The 19,901-nt window shown below is 35.9% G+C and carries 13 protein-coding genes and 1 pseudogene; 8 read left to right on the top strand and 6 right to left on the bottom strand.

From position 1 onward, the window contains the following. Nucleotides 1-44 precede the first annotated feature (44 nt). The 5 genes from LS684_RS22530 to LS684_RS22550 all read left to right on the top strand — a co-directional run bounded on the left by LS684_RS22530 (nt 45) and on the right by LS684_RS22550 (nt 5,142). Complete coding sequence (locus tag LS684_RS22530) at nt 45-1,064, top strand: C45 family autoproteolytic acyltransferase/hydrolase (RefSeq protein ID WP_233811963.1); 1,020 nt, start codon at nt 45-47, stop codon at nt 1,062-1,064. Nucleotides 1,065-1,255: 191 nt separating this feature from the next. After that, nucleotides 1,256-2,092, top strand: coding sequence for a GNAT family N-acetyltransferase (locus tag LS684_RS22535; protein ID WP_233811964.1), 837 nt, complete (start codon nt 1,256-1,258; stop codon nt 2,090-2,092). 123 nt (nt 2,093-2,215) lie between these two features. After that, a complete protein-coding gene (locus tag LS684_RS22540; protein WP_233811965.1) occupies nt 2,216-2,680 on the top strand; it encodes an SMI1/KNR4 family protein in 465 nt (154 codons plus the stop codon). A gap of 154 nt (nt 2,681-2,834) precedes the next feature. Continuing rightward, nucleotides 2,835-3,608 (top strand): carbon-nitrogen hydrolase family protein, encoded by a 774-nt coding sequence (locus LS684_RS22545; RefSeq protein ID WP_233811966.1) that lies wholly within the window; start codon nt 2,835-2,837, stop codon nt 3,606-3,608. 247 nt (nt 3,609-3,855) lie between these two features. After that, a complete protein-coding gene (locus LS684_RS22550; protein ID WP_233811967.1) occupies nt 3,856-5,142 on the top strand; it encodes an IS110 family RNA-guided transposase in 1,287 nt (428 codons plus the stop codon). A gap of 486 nt (nt 5,143-5,628) precedes the next feature. Here LS684_RS22550 and LS684_RS22555 read toward each other — a convergent pair whose 3' ends face one another. After that, the gene (locus LS684_RS22555; RefSeq protein ID WP_233811968.1) at nt 5,629-6,177 is read right to left on the bottom strand and encodes a YcxB family protein; all 549 of its coding nucleotides are present in this window, start codon (nt 6,175-6,177) and stop codon (nt 5,629-5,631) included. A 290-nt stretch (nt 6,178-6,467) separates the two neighbouring features. On the opposite strand from LS684_RS22555, the gene LS684_RS22560 reads away from it, so the two are divergent. After that, nucleotides 6,468-7,544: an aminoglycoside phosphotransferase family protein gene (locus tag LS684_RS22560; protein ID WP_233811969.1), complete on the top strand. Its 1,077-nt coding sequence runs from the start codon at nt 6,468-6,470 to the stop codon at nt 7,542-7,544. Between the two features lie 148 nt (nt 7,545-7,692). Next, nucleotides 7,693-8,473, top strand: a pseudogene (locus tag LS684_RS22565) (tyrosine-type recombinase/integrase). Nucleotides 8,474-10,120: 1,647 nt separating this feature from the next. Here the strand turns inward: LS684_RS22565 and LS684_RS22570 are convergent. The 4 genes from LS684_RS22570 to nheA form a co-directional block, all read right to left on the bottom strand. Beyond that, nucleotides 10,121-11,362, bottom strand: a complete 1,242-nt coding sequence (locus LS684_RS22570; protein WP_233811970.1) for an ATP-binding protein — start codon at nt 11,360-11,362, stop codon at nt 10,121-10,123. A 937-nt stretch (nt 11,363-12,299) separates the two neighbouring features. Then, on the bottom strand, nt 12,300-13,382 hold the full coding sequence (gene nheC, locus LS684_RS22575) for a non-hemolytic enterotoxin subunit C (RefSeq protein WP_233811971.1): 1,083 nt from the start codon (nt 13,380-13,382) through the stop codon (nt 12,300-12,302). Nucleotides 13,383-13,447: 65 nt separating this feature from the next. After that, nucleotides 13,448-14,653 carry a non-hemolytic enterotoxin subunit B gene (gene nheB, locus LS684_RS22580; protein WP_233811972.1) on the bottom strand — a complete coding sequence of 402 codons (1,206 nt, stop codon included), beginning with the start codon at nt 14,651-14,653 and terminating at the stop codon, nt 13,448-13,450. Nucleotides 14,654-14,685: 32 nt separating this feature from the next. Next, complete coding sequence (gene nheA, locus LS684_RS22585) at nt 14,686-15,846, bottom strand: non-hemolytic enterotoxin subunit A (protein ID WP_233812145.1); 1,161 nt, start codon at nt 15,844-15,846, stop codon at nt 14,686-14,688. A gap of 471 nt (nt 15,847-16,317) precedes the next feature. Here nheA and LS684_RS22590 point away from each other — a divergent pair, with 471 nt between their 5' ends. Beyond that, nucleotides 16,318-17,559 carry an esterase/lipase family protein gene (locus LS684_RS22590; RefSeq protein ID WP_233811973.1) on the top strand — a complete coding sequence of 414 codons (1,242 nt, stop codon included), beginning with the start codon at nt 16,318-16,320 and terminating at the stop codon, nt 17,557-17,559. Between the two features lie 150 nt (nt 17,560-17,709). On the opposite strand, the gene LS684_RS22595 is transcribed toward LS684_RS22590, so the two are convergent. Further along, a complete protein-coding gene (locus tag LS684_RS22595) occupies nt 17,710-19,512 on the bottom strand; it encodes a peptidoglycan D,D-transpeptidase FtsI family protein (protein ID WP_233811974.1) in 1,803 nt (600 codons plus the stop codon). Nucleotides 19,513-19,901 lie beyond the last annotated feature (389 nt).

Genomic DNA, 19,901 nt, shown 5'->3' on the forward strand with positions numbered 1-19,901 from the left:
AATAATTGGTAGAGAATCCAAAATATATAAGCGGGAGGATGAAAATGTCTAATTTTAATGTAAGAATACTTCAAACTAGAGGAAGTTCATTTGATATTGGCCTTGAAATAGGAAAGTTTTTTAAAGATACACCTGTAATGAATTCTTATGAAGCAATAACGAAACCTGAAATTGATTATGTAAGTTTGAAATCAATTTTTTCTTCAATCTCTCCCCATCTGCTTGAGGAACTAGAGGGAATATCAGAAGGTGTAGGCATTCCATTTAATAAGGCTGCTGCATTATTTAGTGGTTATGATCTACCAAGAGTTGCCGCAATGGGATGTTCTGCAGTAATTACAAATGAATATTATGTTAGAAATTATGACTTTTCTCCATTCTTATATGATGGTTTATTTAGCTTAATTAAATCTAATAATTCATATGCTTCAGCTGGATACAACCTCCAAGGAATAGGAAGGCATGATGGAGTTAATGAACATGGACTTGCTGTTGGATTACATTTTGTAAGTAACATGGAACACACTAAAGGTTTATCCGCTTGGACTTCCATTAGAATGGTTCTCGATACTTGTTCTTCAGTGGATGAGGCTATTCTCCTGTTAAAAGAGCTGCCGCATTCTGCTTGTTACAATTTCTCAATGGGAGATCGAAAAGAGGGGCTAGCGGTAGTAGAGGCAAGTCCACAAGGAGTTATTACAAGAGAACATTCGGATCATTTGACATGTACGAATCATTTTCAACAAGAGAACCATATACATAAGAATAGGCAGTCAATTGAAGGATCGATTAGGAGAAACAACTATTTACAAGGTATCCAGGATGCTGAATTGACACAGGCTGAATTGGTATATAAGTTCTCAGTCAAAGATTCTCCTCTGTTTTTTAGAGATTACAAAGCTCTATTTGGAACTCTTCATACCTTTTCATATTCTTTTAATGAAGGGAAGGTTGTTACCACAATTGCTCAGAGTGAACAATTATTAGAGATAGACTTCCAAGACTGGGTTGTTGGAAATGACATTGCAGAGATACAAATGGATGGGCTGATAGAAAATATTTAATATCATTTTGGACTTAGTACAGGTTACTAGAATAAGCAGTGCTAAAAGCTGACGTAATCCCAAAGGGGATTGCGTCTTTTTGTCCAATTTAGGAACAAGAGCATTGCCGAAGCTCGAAATTTTTGAAATAATTAGTATTAGTTCAAAAAAGCTGAAAAAACATTTTAATATGCAAGAGAGGGTGAAGACCGATGATTTCAGAACTTGAAAAGTCTGATTATTACAAGTGTAGAGAATTAATATATGAAAAAGGACCCTTAGAAGCAGAAGCTGTAATCGAAGGATCGCATCCTGGTCGCATATTTGTTGATGACATTATTTCTCCTACGTCTGGATTCATTTGGTTGGGGAGTAATAATGGTTTTATCTTTATTGGGAATGAAGCAAATGAGGAATTTAATTTCGAATTATACGTTTTTTTTAATACAGTAATCAAACTTGATGCCTATAAATTAGGTTTAACAGCTTTTGAAGCGATTGGAAATCATTCGAAATGGAATGATACTTTTAAAAAAGTATTTGGTGAAAATATGAAAGCTTACAATCAAAGGGTTTATGAATTTAAAAAAACCGATTATAGAAAGCAAAATGAACCTGTTATTGAGCAGGGGTATGAAGTAATAAAAATTACCAAAGATATCATTGAAAACAAAGGTTATGTATCGTTTGAAAACATTAATTTTTTACGCTCGAAAATCTTGGAGTTTTGGAATTCCTTTGAAGAATTTTTAGAGGATGGTATTGGGTATATTGCCGTTTATAAAAATGAAATTGTAAGTGTGTGTTTTTCTGGTGTAGTAGCTGGAATCGTACATGGTGTTGATATTGAAACTTTAAAACATCATCAAGGAAAGAAGCTCGGACAAAAGGTTGCTCATTTATTTGTAAATGAACTTATAGACAATAATATTACTCCGTATTGGGATTGTATGGAAATAAATAAACCTTCTGTTTCGTTTGCAGAAAATATTGGATTCAAGAATGAATTTAATTATATTTGGTATAGCATCTCTTTTAAACAAATTTAGTTTTTATCTAAGAGGAGAATAAATAAACACCAGTTATTTCCTTATTCAATTATCCGAGCAGTTTAGTTGAATAAGGATTGGTGTTAATATAAGTTAAAAATGGATTGGTATGGAGGAGAGTAAATGTCAATAAATAAAGCAATAGAAATTATAGAAGCTAACCAAGAAGAAGCTGATTTTATTGGTGAAATCGATGAACAAACAATAATTGATGCAGAAAATAAATTAAAGGTGAAATTTCCTAAAAGTTATAGGGTGTTTTTAAAGAAATATGGTTTGGGAGATATTTTTGGACAAGAAATTTATGGTCTAGGAACAGATGAAACGGGAGTTCCGAATATGATTTGGATTACCAAAGAATTAAGGGAAACAGATAGTTTGCCTAATAATCTAATTTGCTTTTATTTCGCTAATGATGGCGAGTATTTCTGCCTGGATTGTTCCAAAGTCCAAAGTAATAATGATGACAATGCACCCGTTGTTTCGTTTATCAGTGGACTTTCGATAAAAGAACAATCATTTGAAATGATTGCAGAGAATTTTGGAGACTTTTTAGCAGAGTTATTAAAAAATTCTCTAGAAGATTAACTACTGAGTTCTACATAGCTTTATTCTAAGGTCCATTCCTTTAACAGGGAAGCAATGCATTTTCTTATTCAAGTAATGGGCAGTAAAGTTGAAAAAAGGCAGTTGTTATAGGTATCTATATCGAACAAACTATAACTATAAAGGCGGTAATTTTTTGAATTTGAATATTGCATTGGCACAATTTGAACCATCTTTTAAAATACTTGAAAATCTACAAAAAATGCTGGGGTTAATTTCACATTCATCAAAAGGGGATATTGTAGTATTTCCAGAAGGATGTTTATCGGGCTACTCAGATAACCTTGATTTTCTCCACAAAGACATTATGAAAGATATTGAAAACGCCATAACCAAATTACAAAAAACAGCCAAAGAACAAGACGTTCATTTAATCTTTGGTTCTTGTATTGTAGAGGAAGGTAATTGGTATAATGCTGGTTTTTACTTGTCTCCTAAAGGAATTAAGCATACATACAAAAAGGTTAATTTAGCCTATCATGAGAGAGAAATTTTTAAAGCTGGAGATAAATTATCTTGTTTTTACATTGAAATAAATGAGAAAAAAATAAAATGTTCAATTCAGTTATGTAGAGAAATTAGATTTCCTGAACAATGGAAATTCTTATCACTACAAGGTTCAGAAATCTTCTTTTATTTAACTAATACACTTGGACCCGAAAAACAACCAGTTTGGGATGCTCACTTAATAAGCAGAGCTGCAGAAAATCAACGTTATGTCGTATCTTCTAATATTACTAGCGATGAACAAGGATGTTCAACAATGATTGTCTCTCCTAAAGGAAGTATAATTAAGGAACTTACACCTAATATTGAAACAATAGAAAGAATCAATATTAATTTGAAGCAAAATTCCGATTGGTACTTAACGCAAAGTAGAACTGACTTGTTAAAAATTGTTAAAATGTAGTGTTTTCGTAAAGGGGCAGCGCGTGCGGTGAGGAGCAGGGGGAAAGCCCGAGATAACTTTAAACGCTTACCTATTGCTAACATTAACTAAGATCAGCTAATTGATTGTCATTGTTCAATTATTGGGCAGCATTCCTGTTATGAAGAAAAATGGGGTTTGAACAAAAAAATAACCTCTTGGTATGATATGAGTGTCCAGAGCCGGCAAGCAAAACGGACGAAATCATATCTACCAGGAGGCCTTCATAATGAATTATAACCAAAATGAAAAGATTGCTCAAATCACTTCTCAAACGCTAATTATAGGTGTAGACATTGCGAAATTCAAGCATGTCGCACGAGCTCAGGATTTCAGGGGATTGGAGTTTGGAACCCCTTGTCACTTTGACAATACCAAAGCCCATTTCGACTTGTTTCTCAATTGGATCAATCAGTTGATGAACCAAAATAAGATGGACAAGGTGATTATAGGAATGGAACCTACAGGACACTATTGGCTTAATCTCGCCCATTTCCTGAAAGAAAAGGAGATTAAGTTTGTCGTGGTGAACCCTATGCATGTTAAGAAGTCGAAGGAATTGGATGATAATTCACCAACCAAAAACGATGTGAAAGATGCCAAAGTAATTGCCCAGTTAGTCAAGGATGGAAGGTATGCTGAACCAAATATTCCGCAAGGAGTTTATGCAGAACTTCGTGTAGCCAGAAAACTACGCGACCTTTTGACTGTAGATTTACAAGCGATTCAGGGTCAAATTCACAACTGGTTAGATCGCTATTTCCCTGAATTCTTGACCGTTTTTAAGGATTGGGAAGGGAAAGCAGCACTACAATTATTGAAGTTAAAAGTATTACCACATGAGTTGGAACTTTTATCGGATCAAGACATTCTGACTCATCTTAGAAAGACTGTAAAACGTGCGGTTGGACTCCGTAAAATTCAAGAGCTGAAACGAGCTGCCAAAGACTCAATTGGCATTCGGGAAGGTTTGAAGATGGCTAAATTAGAGCTTCGCACTTTACTTGAAAAGTATGAGTTGGTAATCGAAAGGTTCGAAGAACTAGATTCTGATATAGAAGAACTTCTTGAAAAGATTCCTGGTGTTCCACAGATGTTAGCTATCACAGGAATAGGCAGGGATACAGTGGCAGGGTTCTTTGCGGAAGTAGGAGACATTAGAAACTACTCCCATCCCCGCCAGATCATTAAATTGGCTGGACTTAGCCTGAAGGAGAACACCTCTGGAAAGCATAAGGGACTAACGAAAATTACGAAACGAGGAAGGAAGGCACTTAGGGCTCTGCTCTTCCGAGTAGCTATGCCGTTGGTCGCCAAGAATGCCGCCTTTAAAGCTTTACATCACTATTATACTACTCGACAGAGTAACCCTTTGAAGAAGATGCAGTCCATGATTGCCATCTGTAACAAGCTAATACGGATCTTATTTGCGATTGGCACAAAGCATTGTGAATTTAGTGAAGAAAGAATGTTGAAAGACATTCCTCATCTGGCTTCATTACAGGCCGCAGCCTAAGTTTCACCGTTGTTTTTTAGTATTTTTCTAAAGATTATAGTCATAGACATTTGAAGCACGGATTAGTCAGTAAAACAGTTAAAGTACGGGCATAGACCCTGTCGGGCAGCATCACTGACATCCACCTCATGGAAAGGTTGGACGAAGGAATTTTAGAGCATAGACTCTGGGAGAAATGGGAGGGTTGACCTCCGTGAGAATTGTGGAGATCCACCAGTGCGACCATACTTTTACTAGTTAACCACTTTTTGGTTTGAAGTGGCTAGGTAGGTTAGCTTTCTTTTTCTCTTTATGCCCAAAATTACCCTTACTTTCAACATCTATCCATACCTCAAATGTCTTAGCTATTTAAATCTCTTAGGAATATTGAGAATAAACGAGAAAACAAGAGTTATCTCTTTCTTTATAGAGGGAGTTTAACTGAATATAAACCAAGGCAACTTTAAGTGGGAAGTTGCCCTGGTTTTTTAAAAGAATAAGTGGAGTCTAAAACTTCACTTTGTCCTTACTCAAATTTTTTGTAATCAGCCTTTTTAATAACTGAATTTCTTCCTCGGATGCAAAGTACCTTTTGGGCAGAACAATAGCTTTTGCTCTTGATACATATAACCGAAACATTTCAGTGTTTTCATATGCTGTGCGAATTTGTTCCCATTCTAGATAGTTGTTTGACTTGCCTATTTTCTGATGAATCTCCTGAGAACTAATTATATAAGTTATCTCTCTCTTAACTAGGGGATCACTTTTATATTCTCTGTACGCTTTTAGCTTAGTTATAATCTTTAACCCTATTAGAAGAACGCTTGATAAAATCAGCGAAAACAATGCGAAGAAGATATAACTGAAAACATCATCAAGGTCTTCCGCATTCCAAGTTGCGATTACGAATGTGAGGAAGGAAAAAATCATGAACGAAAAAAAAATCGTATGGAGGATTTTCTTAAAATGATAATCCCCATGCTTTGTAAATTCTTTCTTAGTTAGCGTGCCGCGTAAAATAAGTGTATCCTTTTCAGGGCAACAGTCTTTCTCCATTGTAAGGACATTTCTCCTTTCAATAACAATTACTTTTTTAAGTTTAACATAAAGTTAGAGCATTTTTTCTAATTCTGTATGTATGGAATGTAAATTTCCTGGAAAGTCGTGGTCATCAACTTTAACCTCTACAAGTGTCTGTTGTCATTGGGCAACTATTGAGCGATATTCCATTAACGGGGGCTATAGCGGAAGTTCGTTCGGGTATCTGATCTTCAGCTTTTTTCTTTGTTCAGTTAAAGGAGCAGTTTAATTCAGTAAAAATTTGTTTAAAGAAAGGATAATTTGTAGTGATAAATGAAGAATTAAGGGATGCTATTTTGAAGTTGAACATTGAAAATTCAGCGATGGAACATATAACAAAAATTGGTGAAGGTGCCTGGCACAATGTTTATAAAATAGAAAGAAAACATGGAGGAGATCTTGTACTAAGAATAAGAAAAAAGAATTCTTATGGACAACTACAAGAATATCATGAGATCGACTTGATTACTGAGTATGAATCTTCAAAAGTGTATTATCATCAGGCTAACCGATCTTCTTTTAATATTTGTCCTTTATTCTTTGATTATTTTTATGAAGAATCATTGGTTTTTACGATAGAAAGTTATATGGGTAATGGAAAAAAACTTCAGTATCTCAGTCATTCTGAGGGCTTTGCCATTGGAGAAAAATTAGGGGAATTCTTTAAGGATATGCATGAAAAAATTCCCGAAATAAAAGGATTTGGAAATATTATATGGAATGGTAAACAACTTGAAGGGAATATTCAACAAGAAACCAACCTAATTTGGCAAAATGATAACGATAACTATTTAAATGTATTAAATGAATTGACTACTACAGATTTAAAAGTTGATCGAAAAAGAGTTGTAGATAAAGTAATCAACATAATTGATAAAAGACGCAAATTTCCACAAAAGATATCATTAGTAAATCAAGATGTAACACCAGAAAATATTATATTTAACTTAGAAGATACTTCTTTAATTGATCCATATCCACGCTTAGATTTTGATTTGAAATATGCTGGATATTTTGTGTTTTGTTACAAATTTCTAATTCCTGCATATTCCAATGCACCCAGATACCAAAAACATACCTATGCCCACAATTCTAAAATAATGAGTAGAATTGCCGATGGTTTTATGAAAGGATACACAAAAAACAAAGAGAAACTGTATCATCGCTTAATGGAGGAATATGTATTATGGGTATTGTTAGAAACTCATGAACACTATGAAACACTAAATAAAAGTGAACTGCCCCCTAAGACACTACAACAAATGGGTGATAAAGATATGATTAAGAATAGATTATCATTATGCTTGAGAGAATTGGAAAAATCTATGCTCTTCTTGAACTAACGGATGCGCTAATGTAAGATCGATATTCATTTATGTGTTCCTATAAAAATCGACCTTTTTTTCATAGATTTGTATTAATCATCTTCCGAATGGGCGTACTAAAACCAAAGTTTACTTGGTTGGCAGCCTTGTAGGAGATAGTAACGTGATGAGACTATCCGAAGCCTGGCAAAAGTATCAGTTAGATAAAAAGATTGAAGGGTATTCTCCGTTAACGTTGAAAGCATATTGTTTTCAATACAGTCTTCTGTTAAAACACTTTGGTGATATCAGCATTAAGGACTTTACAACCGACGAATTGAAGAATTATTTGATTAATTCAGGAGACCATTTAAAACCGGCGAGCCTTGGGCATCGAATAATCCAGCTGCTAAGTTAATGGAACCGAAGATAGGAAAAAGAATTCCTAAGTTTTATACGGATCTTGAAATTGAACACTTAAGGGAAGCTTGCGATAGCTCCCTGGAAAATGCCTTTTTTAAAATTTTTTATTCGACAGGTTGCAGGCAGGATAGGGGAAATTGTTAAACTTAACCGAGAAGACATAAACTTTTCAGCTAACTCTGTTATTGTTCATGAGAAAGGTGACAAAGAGAGAGGAGTCTATTTTAATACTCGATGTTCCCTTTGGTTGAAACGATAATTGGATGAAAGAGTAGATCAAGAAGATTGCCTATTGATAACAGAAAGAATAGCATTCACCCTCATCAATTAAGACATAGTTAAGCGCCACTCATTTAATTAATAACGGCGCACCTCTGGAAGTGACCCAAAGCCTTTTGGGACATGAGAAAAGTGAGACTACAAAGATCTATGCTCAACTTAGTGGGAAGCTTCGCCAGGACTCTATTGGTGTCACCGCCACACTAGGTTATGCGAGTCAGAGCGGCTGGCGCCCATCGAATTACCTTCCAGAATCATTAAAGTAAAATTATATAGGGAGGGCTCATAGATGTATACTTTGTACGAGTTGATACCCGCTTATGTGTTTGGGATTATATTGATAATAATTTCAATATATCTATTCTATATTGCTTTTTTTAAGAATCCAAGTAAAGGTGAATATATAATTGGTAAGATGGCCTTTGTTATGATATTTTTTAGTGTTTCAGTCAGTGCACTATTTGCTGAATTCAACACTGTCATTGCATCAAATGTATTACTTTACATTACAATCCCGTCAATATTTATTTTTGTTATCATTGCTTTAATTAATAAGCAAAAAGGAAGTAGACTTTGAGATTTTTAGGAAGTTCAGCTTACATGCTAACGGGTTCTCGATTAGGGATGAAAAGAGTAATTTAGTCAGTCAAAAGAGGCTGGGACATATCCAGCTTCTATTAGAAAAAAAGGTGATACCTCTTGATTTAGTGAATACTAAGTCAGGAGGTGTTTTTATGTTGGTTACATTTGTACAAAAAGACTTATCCAAAATTTAGGAACTAATTATAGAAGGTATTCTAACTGAAGGAGAATTTATTCAGCAGGAACAAAGATTTTGTAATAAAAAGAATATACCTCAATTTATGTTGAAAATAAAACGATGAAAGGAGGGGATAAGATGAGTGGTCAAGTTACAAACTACTTAGATCCTAAAAGAATTAACTTTTTCAATATGAATGGGAAAAACGTTTATCTGAAATTGACAATGAAATTAACAAATTAAAAAAGTTAGATACAACAAAATTCATTATACAATGTGTAGATTCAAGAAGTGACGTTTCTATTTCATCAGACCACTGAAGAGTCTGCTGCTCAATAAACCGGCGAACGAAGGAGGGGTTCATATCGCTCAAAACAGTCGATCGCTTATGATCCTGCAGGAGTTCATGAAAAGCGTTAAATCGCTTTCATAGCTGGCAAGGGTATTTTTGGAATAATTTTTTCAACGTCGAGATACAGCAAAAATTCATCCAAAGCCTGTTGATATTCCATGGAAAAGACCTCCAAATGATTATTATTTGAAGGTACCAAAAAATTCTATCCCGAACCAACGGATTATCGAAACATGCCGGAGACTTATCAGGAAGGTCCAGAACATTATCCGGAATCATTATTGAGAAGTCACACAGCAAAAACTTCTCAATATCATTTATTATGGGAAGTGTCTCATTTACCAAAATTTTTATTCTGTCTCAATATAAGGCGTATACTAGCCTTTTGAGACCCAATCATTCATTTTAGATTAACTTCCTATAATATATATTATGTAAACTAGAAACAAATGAAATAAGAAATCACAAACTAAAGCCTCTCCTTCTGACGAACGACATAAATGTCAGGATTCTTCCTCTATTGCTTCATTTTATATTATTGATTATTTAAATTAGTGAATTTTTACCCAGCTTATAAAATTTTTTGATATGGGTGATTATAATCGCTCCTAAATGTAAAAAGTTTGCTAATGTGGACAGTGACTCTGGACTGAACTTGATCGAATCGTCTTTCTCAGCTTTAATATATATTTGATAAAAGTACAAGTTTACCACAATCAACATAAATACAAGATTAACTAACAAACAACCACCTCAAAAAAATATGTATCATAAAAGCCTATTCATTAACATGCCATTTCCCTACACATTCCCAGGCAAGAAAATCCGAAACGTCGTCCCCACTCCCCGCTCGCTTTCCACCTCTATTTCACCCTTCAACCTTTTGACGATTTGATAGCAAAAGGTCAAACCGAGTCCCGTCCCTTTTTCCTTGGTCGAGTAATAGGGTCTTCCCAATACCTTGAGTTGTTCCGGAGACATCCCTGATCCATTATCTTGAATCAGTATCATGATTCTGCCGTCTTTATGTACAGTGGCGGCCGCGGTGATTTCTCCATTTTCTTTTACCGCCTCGATGGCATTTTTCAGAAGATTGAGCAGTACTTGCTTCATCTCAATCTTTATCCCTTTGATCATCAGGTCATTTTCGATGTTTCGATAGATTTGAATGCTGTTCATGACAGCATATGTAGACATCACGTCAACGGATTCATTCATGGTGTCGGTTAGACTGAACACCTCGTAATCCTCCGTTTGCGGCTTTGCAAGGGATAGGTATTGATTGATGACGTCTTGTGCATGGTCCAATTCCTGTATGGATATGTCAATAAAGCTCTTTTGTTGATTGGTTAATGTTTCTCTCTGCAAGAGCTGCATGAATCCTCTTACAGTCGTCATGGGATTTCGGATTTCATGCGCAACCGAAGCCGCCAACTGGCTTACTACATTAAACTTTTCAGCCTTCATGAGCTCTTTTTTGATCCTGGTTTGTTCCAGCCGGTTTTCAATCAGATACATGGTCAGGATCAGCGTGATCCATATGATCAAGGTAGAGCTTGCCACAAGTGGGAGCTGCCCTACTTCATTGTTCTGAAGTAAATACAGGGATCTTGTAACCGGGATGAACAAATAAAAGACCGAAATCAGGAGCACTTTATTCTTCCAGGTCAACTTTCTATACCATCTCGATAATGGGACCAGCAACACACCATAAATCGCATAATTCACGAGCAAAAAAATCCATACATGGTGTGTAAAGAAACCGATCACCAGCATGGCGAAGAACGTACTGACCCCCACTCTCTTACCGCCATAAATAAAGGCAAGGATAATGGGAATCACTTTGAAATCGTACACATATCCGCTAGAGTAAACAACGGGGAAGGTCATGGTAAACACTAAGATAGCAAAATTCATGAGAAAGAATTTAACGGGAAAACCTTTTGTGCCGCTGTCCGATTCACTCATAACCATTTGAAATACAAGAATCGTAAATAGAATAAATACCACATGTAAAATTAAATGATGGACAGTCTCTACCATACCAGGTCTCCTTTAAGAAAAAGCGTCTACTCTAATTCTTCGACATCCTTATGGGAAATCCTTTCCATTCATCACGAACATTCGACAAAAATCAGGGACCCACAGGGACAGGTACCTTGGTTCCTCGCAGATGAGAGCTTTTTTCAAAAGTAAGGCCATGGTAATCCAAGGGTCTTTTTATCTACAAAAAATCGAGCATGAGATCTAACATGCTCGATTTCATATGATTAGAGAGTTCACTTGTTACTACTTGCCTAGTAACTTATCAAAGCACCCTGATTCATTAATTGGAAGTTGACTTTAAAAGGGTGATACCTATGATGATGACAAATTTTTTTCGAACAGGAATACTTGCATTCACTACTCAGGGAGAGTATCCGGAGCCCAGATCGCCAAGTCTTTACCCGGTAGTGCACTTATCAGTTCACTTTCTCCATAAATTCCTGCTTGCCAACATTCAAATTCGCCATGATTTCCGCTTATAAATAAGGAATAATCGTTTTCAAATTGAATGAGTAAGTGGAGAGCATTGTCGTCAACCAGTTCTACCTTTGTCACCAGTTGTCTTCTCATTCGAATGATTTGTAGAAATTTCTCCTCTTCCGAACTATCTTCTAATTCATCCTCACTGAAAGGATACTGTTTTACTCCGGGGTCCAGGAAACACCACGTTGATTCAATGTTTAAGAAGAGTTGAGGATCCTCAACATTGGAACAAGTTGTTTAAAAGGTCTTCAGCTTGAACTTTATCTCCTTTTTTCTTGAATTTTTTTTTAGCTTTAATATTGTGCTTATCTGTCCCTCGTAACATACTACGATATGAAGCTTGCCTAAGTCGTGTACTGCCTCACCTTCTCATAAATTGAGAGGAAGCTTTTATTCGTCTACAAACGTCTTAGGTATACCAAGCGATCGATATTTCTGATAATCACTTTATTTAACTTGCAACTGAATGTAAATCTTCCTCTACTTTCTGAGTTCCTTCATATAATTTGTCCGCATATTCTTTAAGGTCCTCCCAGCTATCCCTTGCAATATTAAGGTCTTCTTTGATAAAAGAATAATCATCGGGACTTAATATTTCAATATTATTTAATAGACTGTTATATTTCGCGCCGATAGTATTCCACTGATTCGAAATATTTTGGAGTGATGTGATGGCGGTATCTATTGTCTCATTTAAGTATCTAATCTGATTGTTTATAGTTGTCAGCGTACTTATGGCTGACTGTGAATCTGAAATTCTCTTGTTTAGCTTTTGTATTTCTTTGTTGGCAAAATCGATATTTTTCTTGGCTGTAGCAATCATTGGCCCTCCGGCAATACATCCGATTAGTGACAGACATAGGAGTCCACCGGTAACAATCATATCCTTGTTCTTTTTGATGGCATCATTGTGCTGTTGTATTTGTTGCTGGAGTAGTGGAATCCCACTTTCGTGACTCGTAATAATACTGGAAATTGTATTGAGATCATCATTAAAATTACGCATGTCCTCTCCTATTTCATTTCGTAAGTCAATGAAATTAACTAACAGTTTATCTGCATTTTCTTTATTTTCTAAAATGGTGGCATATAACGTTTCTAACTCTTTTTCGAAAGTAGCCGTGTCATGAATATTGATCGCACTTAGTAAATTAAGATAATGTACTTCAAAAAGAGATTGATAGTCAACAATATCCTGGTTTACATCCACCATTTGAGGTTTAAGTTGATTTGTCCATCGGTCGGCATTCATTCGTGAATCTTCCTGATGGACCCTGATATTGTCTTTAATATTTTCACTGATGAAATTTGAACCTGTAAAATCTACAGGAGTTTGTTCTAGCAACGTAAGGGAATAGCTATCCATGATCAGCACATTGGATGCCATTCTCTCCATGGCATTCTGGAAATTATCAGGACCTAAAGAATAGGTTCCATTTTCAGTAGCAAAAGCTTGGTGTGGTATCAGACTATATGACAAAAATAGCATTATTATAATAAATGAGAACAGTTTATTAATCCGGGCTTTCTTCAAAGTAAACACTCCCCTTGCTCATTTAATAGGAGATCCCCTTTTCGAGAAGATCTCCACTGTTTCTATTAAAGAGTTTGTGTATCTACAATTTTGATATCCTCAGCATAAATCTTTTCTGCATACTCTTTAATGTTATTCCAGCTATCTTTCGCGATACTTAAGTCTTCTTTAATGAAAATCAAATCATCAGCACTGATAGCGTCAACATTTTGAAGAAGCGAATTGTACTTGGATCCCATCGTATGCCATTGGTTTGAAATGTTCTGTAAGGCAGTAATAGCAATGTCAATGGTACTTGTCAGATATTCAGTTTGATTTTTGATATTGGTTAACCCTGCTACTTGTAATTGAGCCTGAGAAATTTGACCAGTAATGTTCATGATATCTTCTTGTGCTTTGTCCATTTCCTTCTTCGCTAGTATGATTCCGGTGGTCCCTCCTCCTACTGCTGCTGTACCTCCGGCAATCAATGCGATCCCAAGAGGTGTTCCTGCACCAGTGGCGATAACGACGGAACCTCCGATGATTGCAACTGGTCCTAAAGCCGTTGCAACAGAGGATCCAATAATAATCGCATTGTATTTGTCGATTGCCTGATTGTACGTCGTCAATTGGTTTTGCATCAGAGGGATACCTGCATCCTGACTTGCCAAAATTGACGTGATTTGGTTGGCATACCCTTTAAAGTTTTGTGTATCCGCGGTCATTTTGTCCCTGAAAGTTCTTAATTCCAGTATGAGCTCATCTACACTGGCTTTATTATCTGAAATACTGTTCGACAACCTTGTCAGTCCCTTTGTCAAGGTTTCTTTATTTTGGTTATCCACTGCTGTAACTAAGGTATTATAATAGTTTTGGAACTTTGTATTATAATTGATGATATTTTGGTTTGTTGTAATAAGCTTGGGTTTAAGGTCATCCAACCAGTAATTTGCATTCGTTCTGGCAACGGATTGGTGATGGACGATGCTTGATTTCAAAGCTTCATTAACAGTCGTGATACCATTGAAATTCGCATCGGCTTGTTTTATGATCGTTAATGCATAAAGGTCCATTACTAAGGCATTTGAACCTGTACGTTCCATTGCATCCCTAAGGCCATCGGGTCCTAATGAATAACCCGGGTATTCAACTTCATGGTTTATGGCCACGACTGGTTGATTCGATTTAGTAGCAGCTTCTGTTGCCGATGCTTTGGCAGGGACTATATTACTTGCCGATAAAGCTAGTAAAGCTGTTAACGTCATTATTTTAAATGGTATTTTTTTCATATTCCTCTCTCCCTCTTATTGAAATTCATAAACTATCGAACATTTACATTCGTTACGAAATCTTCGAATTGATTTGTTTGCTTGTCCATTTCGTCACTCATGTGTTTAAAGTGTGATAATTTCTCTTGTAAAGCCTTTATATCCACTGGTTCATCTGTTGATGTCATGTTCATCAATTCTTTCATAGCATGATTGAATGCTTTCCAATCTGTCTTCAAAAAGTCCAATATCATTAATTGACGGTTAATCATTTCTGTAAATCCATCAACTTGATCCTCAATCAGAGTAATCTGGGTTGCTTGAATTTGTGTATCGGACAACTGTTGTATCAATGGAATCAGCTCTTGTTGTTTTTGCTGAATGGTTAAAGCTGCCGCAGATACTTGGCTATCAGAAAGGTCGATCAGGTCGTTGCTAAGGTGTTCAATTGATACAAAATCAACGGTTTTCGTTTGAGCCCCATTGGAGGTAACTGTAAACACTTGCTTTCCGATATTGATTGACCCGTTAATTATTTCCTGAGGACGATTTAATATGATGGTGAGCTCAGCTTGTATTTCATCTTGAATTCGTTTAATCTCTTCTCGAATTTGTGGGATGTTTCCATTTACACCTTGCAAAGCTTGAATCGAAGCATTTGCACGTTCTGAAAAATTTTCACTATCTTGAATGAGCAATGTATTATAACGAATTAGTTCCAATGAAGTCATATCCATATTTCCCTCAATCTTTTGCGCTTGAGCCTGAAGTCTACCAAAAGCATATTGAAAGCTTTCTTTCGCCTGTGGATCATCATTCATTTCCTCCGATAGTTCAGTCAGCTTGCTGTAATAACTATCGAACCTTGAACTGAACCTCATCATTTCTTGATTCAAATCAATTAACTTAGGGTTGTACTCATCAACCCATTCCCTTACATTGTTTTTGGCGAATAATTGATGATTTGTTATGCTGGGCATCGACTCAATCTTCACTTCAGGCTGTTGTAATATGACTAGTCCATATGCTTGAATAAGCGGGGTCTGAGATCCTAACGTTCGGATCGAGTTGGAAAGGGTGTTGTTCGAGATCGTGTTTTGAGTCATAGAGTTTAAATATTCTTGTTGTGGGTTTGCAGGTGATGCACCTACGGGGATCATACAGCTAGCAGATACCGTCGTTACCAATAAACCAGATATTAAAGTCTTCTTCATCATTCTCATTTCCTCCTGTTTGTTATTTCATTACCTACTATTCCAAACATTATTTCAGATCTTCAACTGACACCCTCCTCCCTACGAGATTACATTATTATGAATTGACTAATAATGTTGAATCCGATTATACATATCCAACATCCAACGGTGAAGTTAGTATGCTTAAAAGAATATCAAGTTTTGTCGAAACAAGAAAAAAGACCTACATTCAACTCTTCGATTGAAGACCACTATACCTGCTTATCACAGAATAATTTCCTACACGCGTTTTTATGTACGAAAAAGAAGCCCAGATAATCAAATCTGACCTTTGTCGTGTAGGAAGTGAATGGTCCAAATCAACATCAATCCCGAAGAACTAAGTGACATTATCGTTCTAAAGGCTGACATGACACTTAGCCTATTGGCTTATAGATACATTTATACTATCTTAATAGTATGAAATTTCAGATAAAGGAGAATGGAATTATGGTTAATTTAAGTAAGATGATCGTCATTTTGTTTTTGATATTCTTATTGTTTCAAGAAAGGAAAATGTATGCAAGTACCGGAGAATCTGAAGGCAATGATTACCCAATTTTCCTAATACATGGAGTAGGTGGTTGGGGGAAAGAAGAAGTGTCTAATTTTTATTATTGGGGGGGAATTCATGATATAGAAAATGATTTAAACAATCAAGGATTTGAAACATTTACAGCTGCAGTGGGACCTGTATCAAGTAACTGGGATCGAGCAGCTGAATTATTTGCCTATATAAAGGGTGGTACCGTTGACTATGGGGCTGCTCATTCTTTACAACATAATCACCATCGTTTCGGGAAGAAATACTCTGGAGAAAAAACGGATTGGGATGAGGAGAATCGAGTACATCTACTTGGTCACAGTATGGGTGGACAAACTTCAAGAATGTTGCTGGAATTACTGAAATCTGGCAGTAAAGAAGAAAAGGATTTTCATAAGAAGAATCCTCATGCTCAACAAATGTCCAGTCTTTACGATGGAGGAAAAGATTGGGTTCATAGCATCACAACCTTGGCGACTCCTCATGATGGATCTCCTTTTGCTAATAAACTAGAAAACTTTATGCCCTTTCTAAAAGGGTTTGTATACAAATATGTTAATTTGGCAGACCAGCATTCTAATGAATCTTTTAACTATGATTTCAAACTGGATCATTGGGGTTTGAAGAGAGAGGTGAATGAACCGACTTATTCGTATATAGAACGAATGTATAACAGCCCTTTCTGGAAAACAAAGGATACAAGTCAATATGACCTCTCAATAGAAGGAGCAAAAGAGCTGAACGAAAAAATGAAAACGTATTCAGATGTTTATTATTTTTCTTATACAGGGGATGCTACATTTCATTCTCCCTTAACAGGGTACAACCTCCCCCTCCCTTCAATGAATCCACTATTATATCCTTCTGGCTTTTACATTGGAAGATATGGAAATAATCAACTTGGTTCTTCATGGTGGCCAAACGACGGTCTAGTGAGCGTTCCTTCTTCACAATATCCGAATGGACACAAGGCTCAACCTGCACAAAGTACGGCTGAAAAAGGCGTTTGGAATTATCATAAGACTCAATATAGATGGGACCATGCCGATTTTATAGGATTGAGCTTGTATGACACTGTTGGATTAAGTGATATCCGTGCCTATTATCGAGAAATTTCCATGAAACTAACTTCATTACCAGTCAACTAAGGTCATGGAAATAATGATTTATATCTTTTATGAATTCTTTTCATAGGAGTTTTACGAGAATCCTAGCCAGCTCTATCCATCGTTTTTGAAGAAGGAGAGGCCTTATGCCATCTTTTGTATTACTTCTGTAAGGGAGATAAGAGTACCCACTTACAATTCTTTTTTGCTATCTGCCTTTATACGTTTAAGGTACATCAGGCTATCTCCCATCACAGGATTAAATACTTTTGAAACAGGTATTGATCCAATTTCTGTTGGTGGTAAATCAGGTTCCTGCACCCCTACGTAAACAATCAGTTCAGGATCATCCGCTGGAGCCATCCCCAAAAATGAAAACAAATATTCATTGGATGCAGTTAAATATCCTCCACCATTTGGGTTTGGTATCTGGGCAGTACCTGATTTACCAGAGACTTGAAAATGATTCAATTGGAATTTGCTCCCTGTTCCTATATCGGACGTGACAGTCGACGTTAAATACTCCCGTGTTTTATCAGCAGCTTCTTTGGTAATTGGAGACCTTATGACCTCTGGGTGAAATTCTTTAACGATTTTGTTTGAATCCCTATCTACTATCCGTGAAACTACATATGGTTTCATCATTTTCCCACCATTAGCAATCGCCGATCCTGCTTGGATCATCTGAAGTGCTGTCACGGTACTTCCTTGACCGAATATTGTAGTAGCTCTTTCGATTGGATTGTTATATTGTACTATTCCTTTTGCTTCATTTTGAAGGTTAATGCCTGTTTTATTACCGAATCCAAATGATTTTAAATAAGTGTAATACTCATCTGTTCCTATTTTTCCTAACAGATTAATAAAAGCTACATTTGAGGACCGTTGTAGTCCCTCTAAATACGAAATTGTTCCCCATCCTTTCCCTCTATTCCAATCCTTTATTGGTGAAGGGTAGCCATCTACAAAAGTCTGCCCGGATTTATAATATTCTTGTGGGTCAAATACCATACTATCCACTGCAGCGGCTAAAGAGAATGATTTCATAGTGGATCCTGGTTCAAAAGAGGTTTCAACTATGAAGTTTGACCAACTGTCACGTATACCTTCTTTTGTATCATTATTGAATGATGGTCTTTGGGCCATTGCCAGTATTTCTCCAGTAGTGGGATCAGATACAATGGCAAACATTTTTCTAGGGTGATACTCGTTATCAACGGAATTTAATGCATCTTCTAAAATTTTTTGGATGTTTCCATCTATGGTTAAATAAACATCATCACCATCCACTGGGGGAATGATGGTCTTTTCTGAATCCGGTAATAGATACCCCCAAAAGTCACTTTCATATCTTATCTGACCATCCTTACCACTAAGGTATGTATTTAAACTTTTTTCGATGCCCATTATACCCTCGTTTTGTGTGTTCCCATTCCTCTTCGCATCGGCTTGAGTGAGACCAATGGTATGAGAAGCAAACATCCCTTTTGGATAGGACCGTCTATTTATAGTAAGAAACGTAATTCCCGGTAATTCTTCCTTTTCAATTTTTTCTTTCATTTCGGTAGAAATTCCATTACCTACAGCTCCTAATTCCACTTGGAATTTCCCTTCATTATTTAATAGTTTGTAAATTTCAGTCTTTTCTAACTTGATATATCTAGACAACACATCAGCCGTCCTATTCTTGTTGACAACATGGTTGGGTTTTTTAGGGTTAGATGTTACTGACTCAGATAAAATCGCTATTATTTTATATGAAGGAGTGTCTTGTGCTAGAACATGTTCGCTACGGTCAAATATCGTTCCTCTATTTGCCTTTAATATATGATTCTCTAAATATTTATTAGATGCTTCTACAACTAAATTTTTCCCTTCTATTTCTCCTGTTACTTGTATATAAAGAAAACGAACAAATACTATTGAAAATAGGAGTGAAAAAGTACAGAACAAAAAGGCACCTGCCCGATTCATATTTGGCGGTTTTTTATTCATTTAACTCACAACCTTAACTTCGTGTTTATTCATACTGTCCTTTACCTAATCTTCCTTATTCATTTGAGTATACATTATAGTAATTATCCCTCCCCTCACATGAAATACATTAATACAATATAGGTAGATCACCTCATAAAATTTAAAATGGTTCCACTCATTATTTGAATTCGACTACTCATCCAGTTTTAGAAGATTGTGGAGATAAGTCTTCAATAGAATATTATTCATTGGATAATATTAGACTAATTTCTACATTTTTCTACAAATCCCAAAACATCTTAACACTAATTGATTTAGTTTAAATCCCTCTTTTTTACCGAGTTAAAAGTACTAAAAATCTTTTTTAGGGAATTCAGAAATTTGAGACGTTAGCTATTATAATATTC

This window comes from Cytobacillus spongiae (assembly GCF_021390075.1).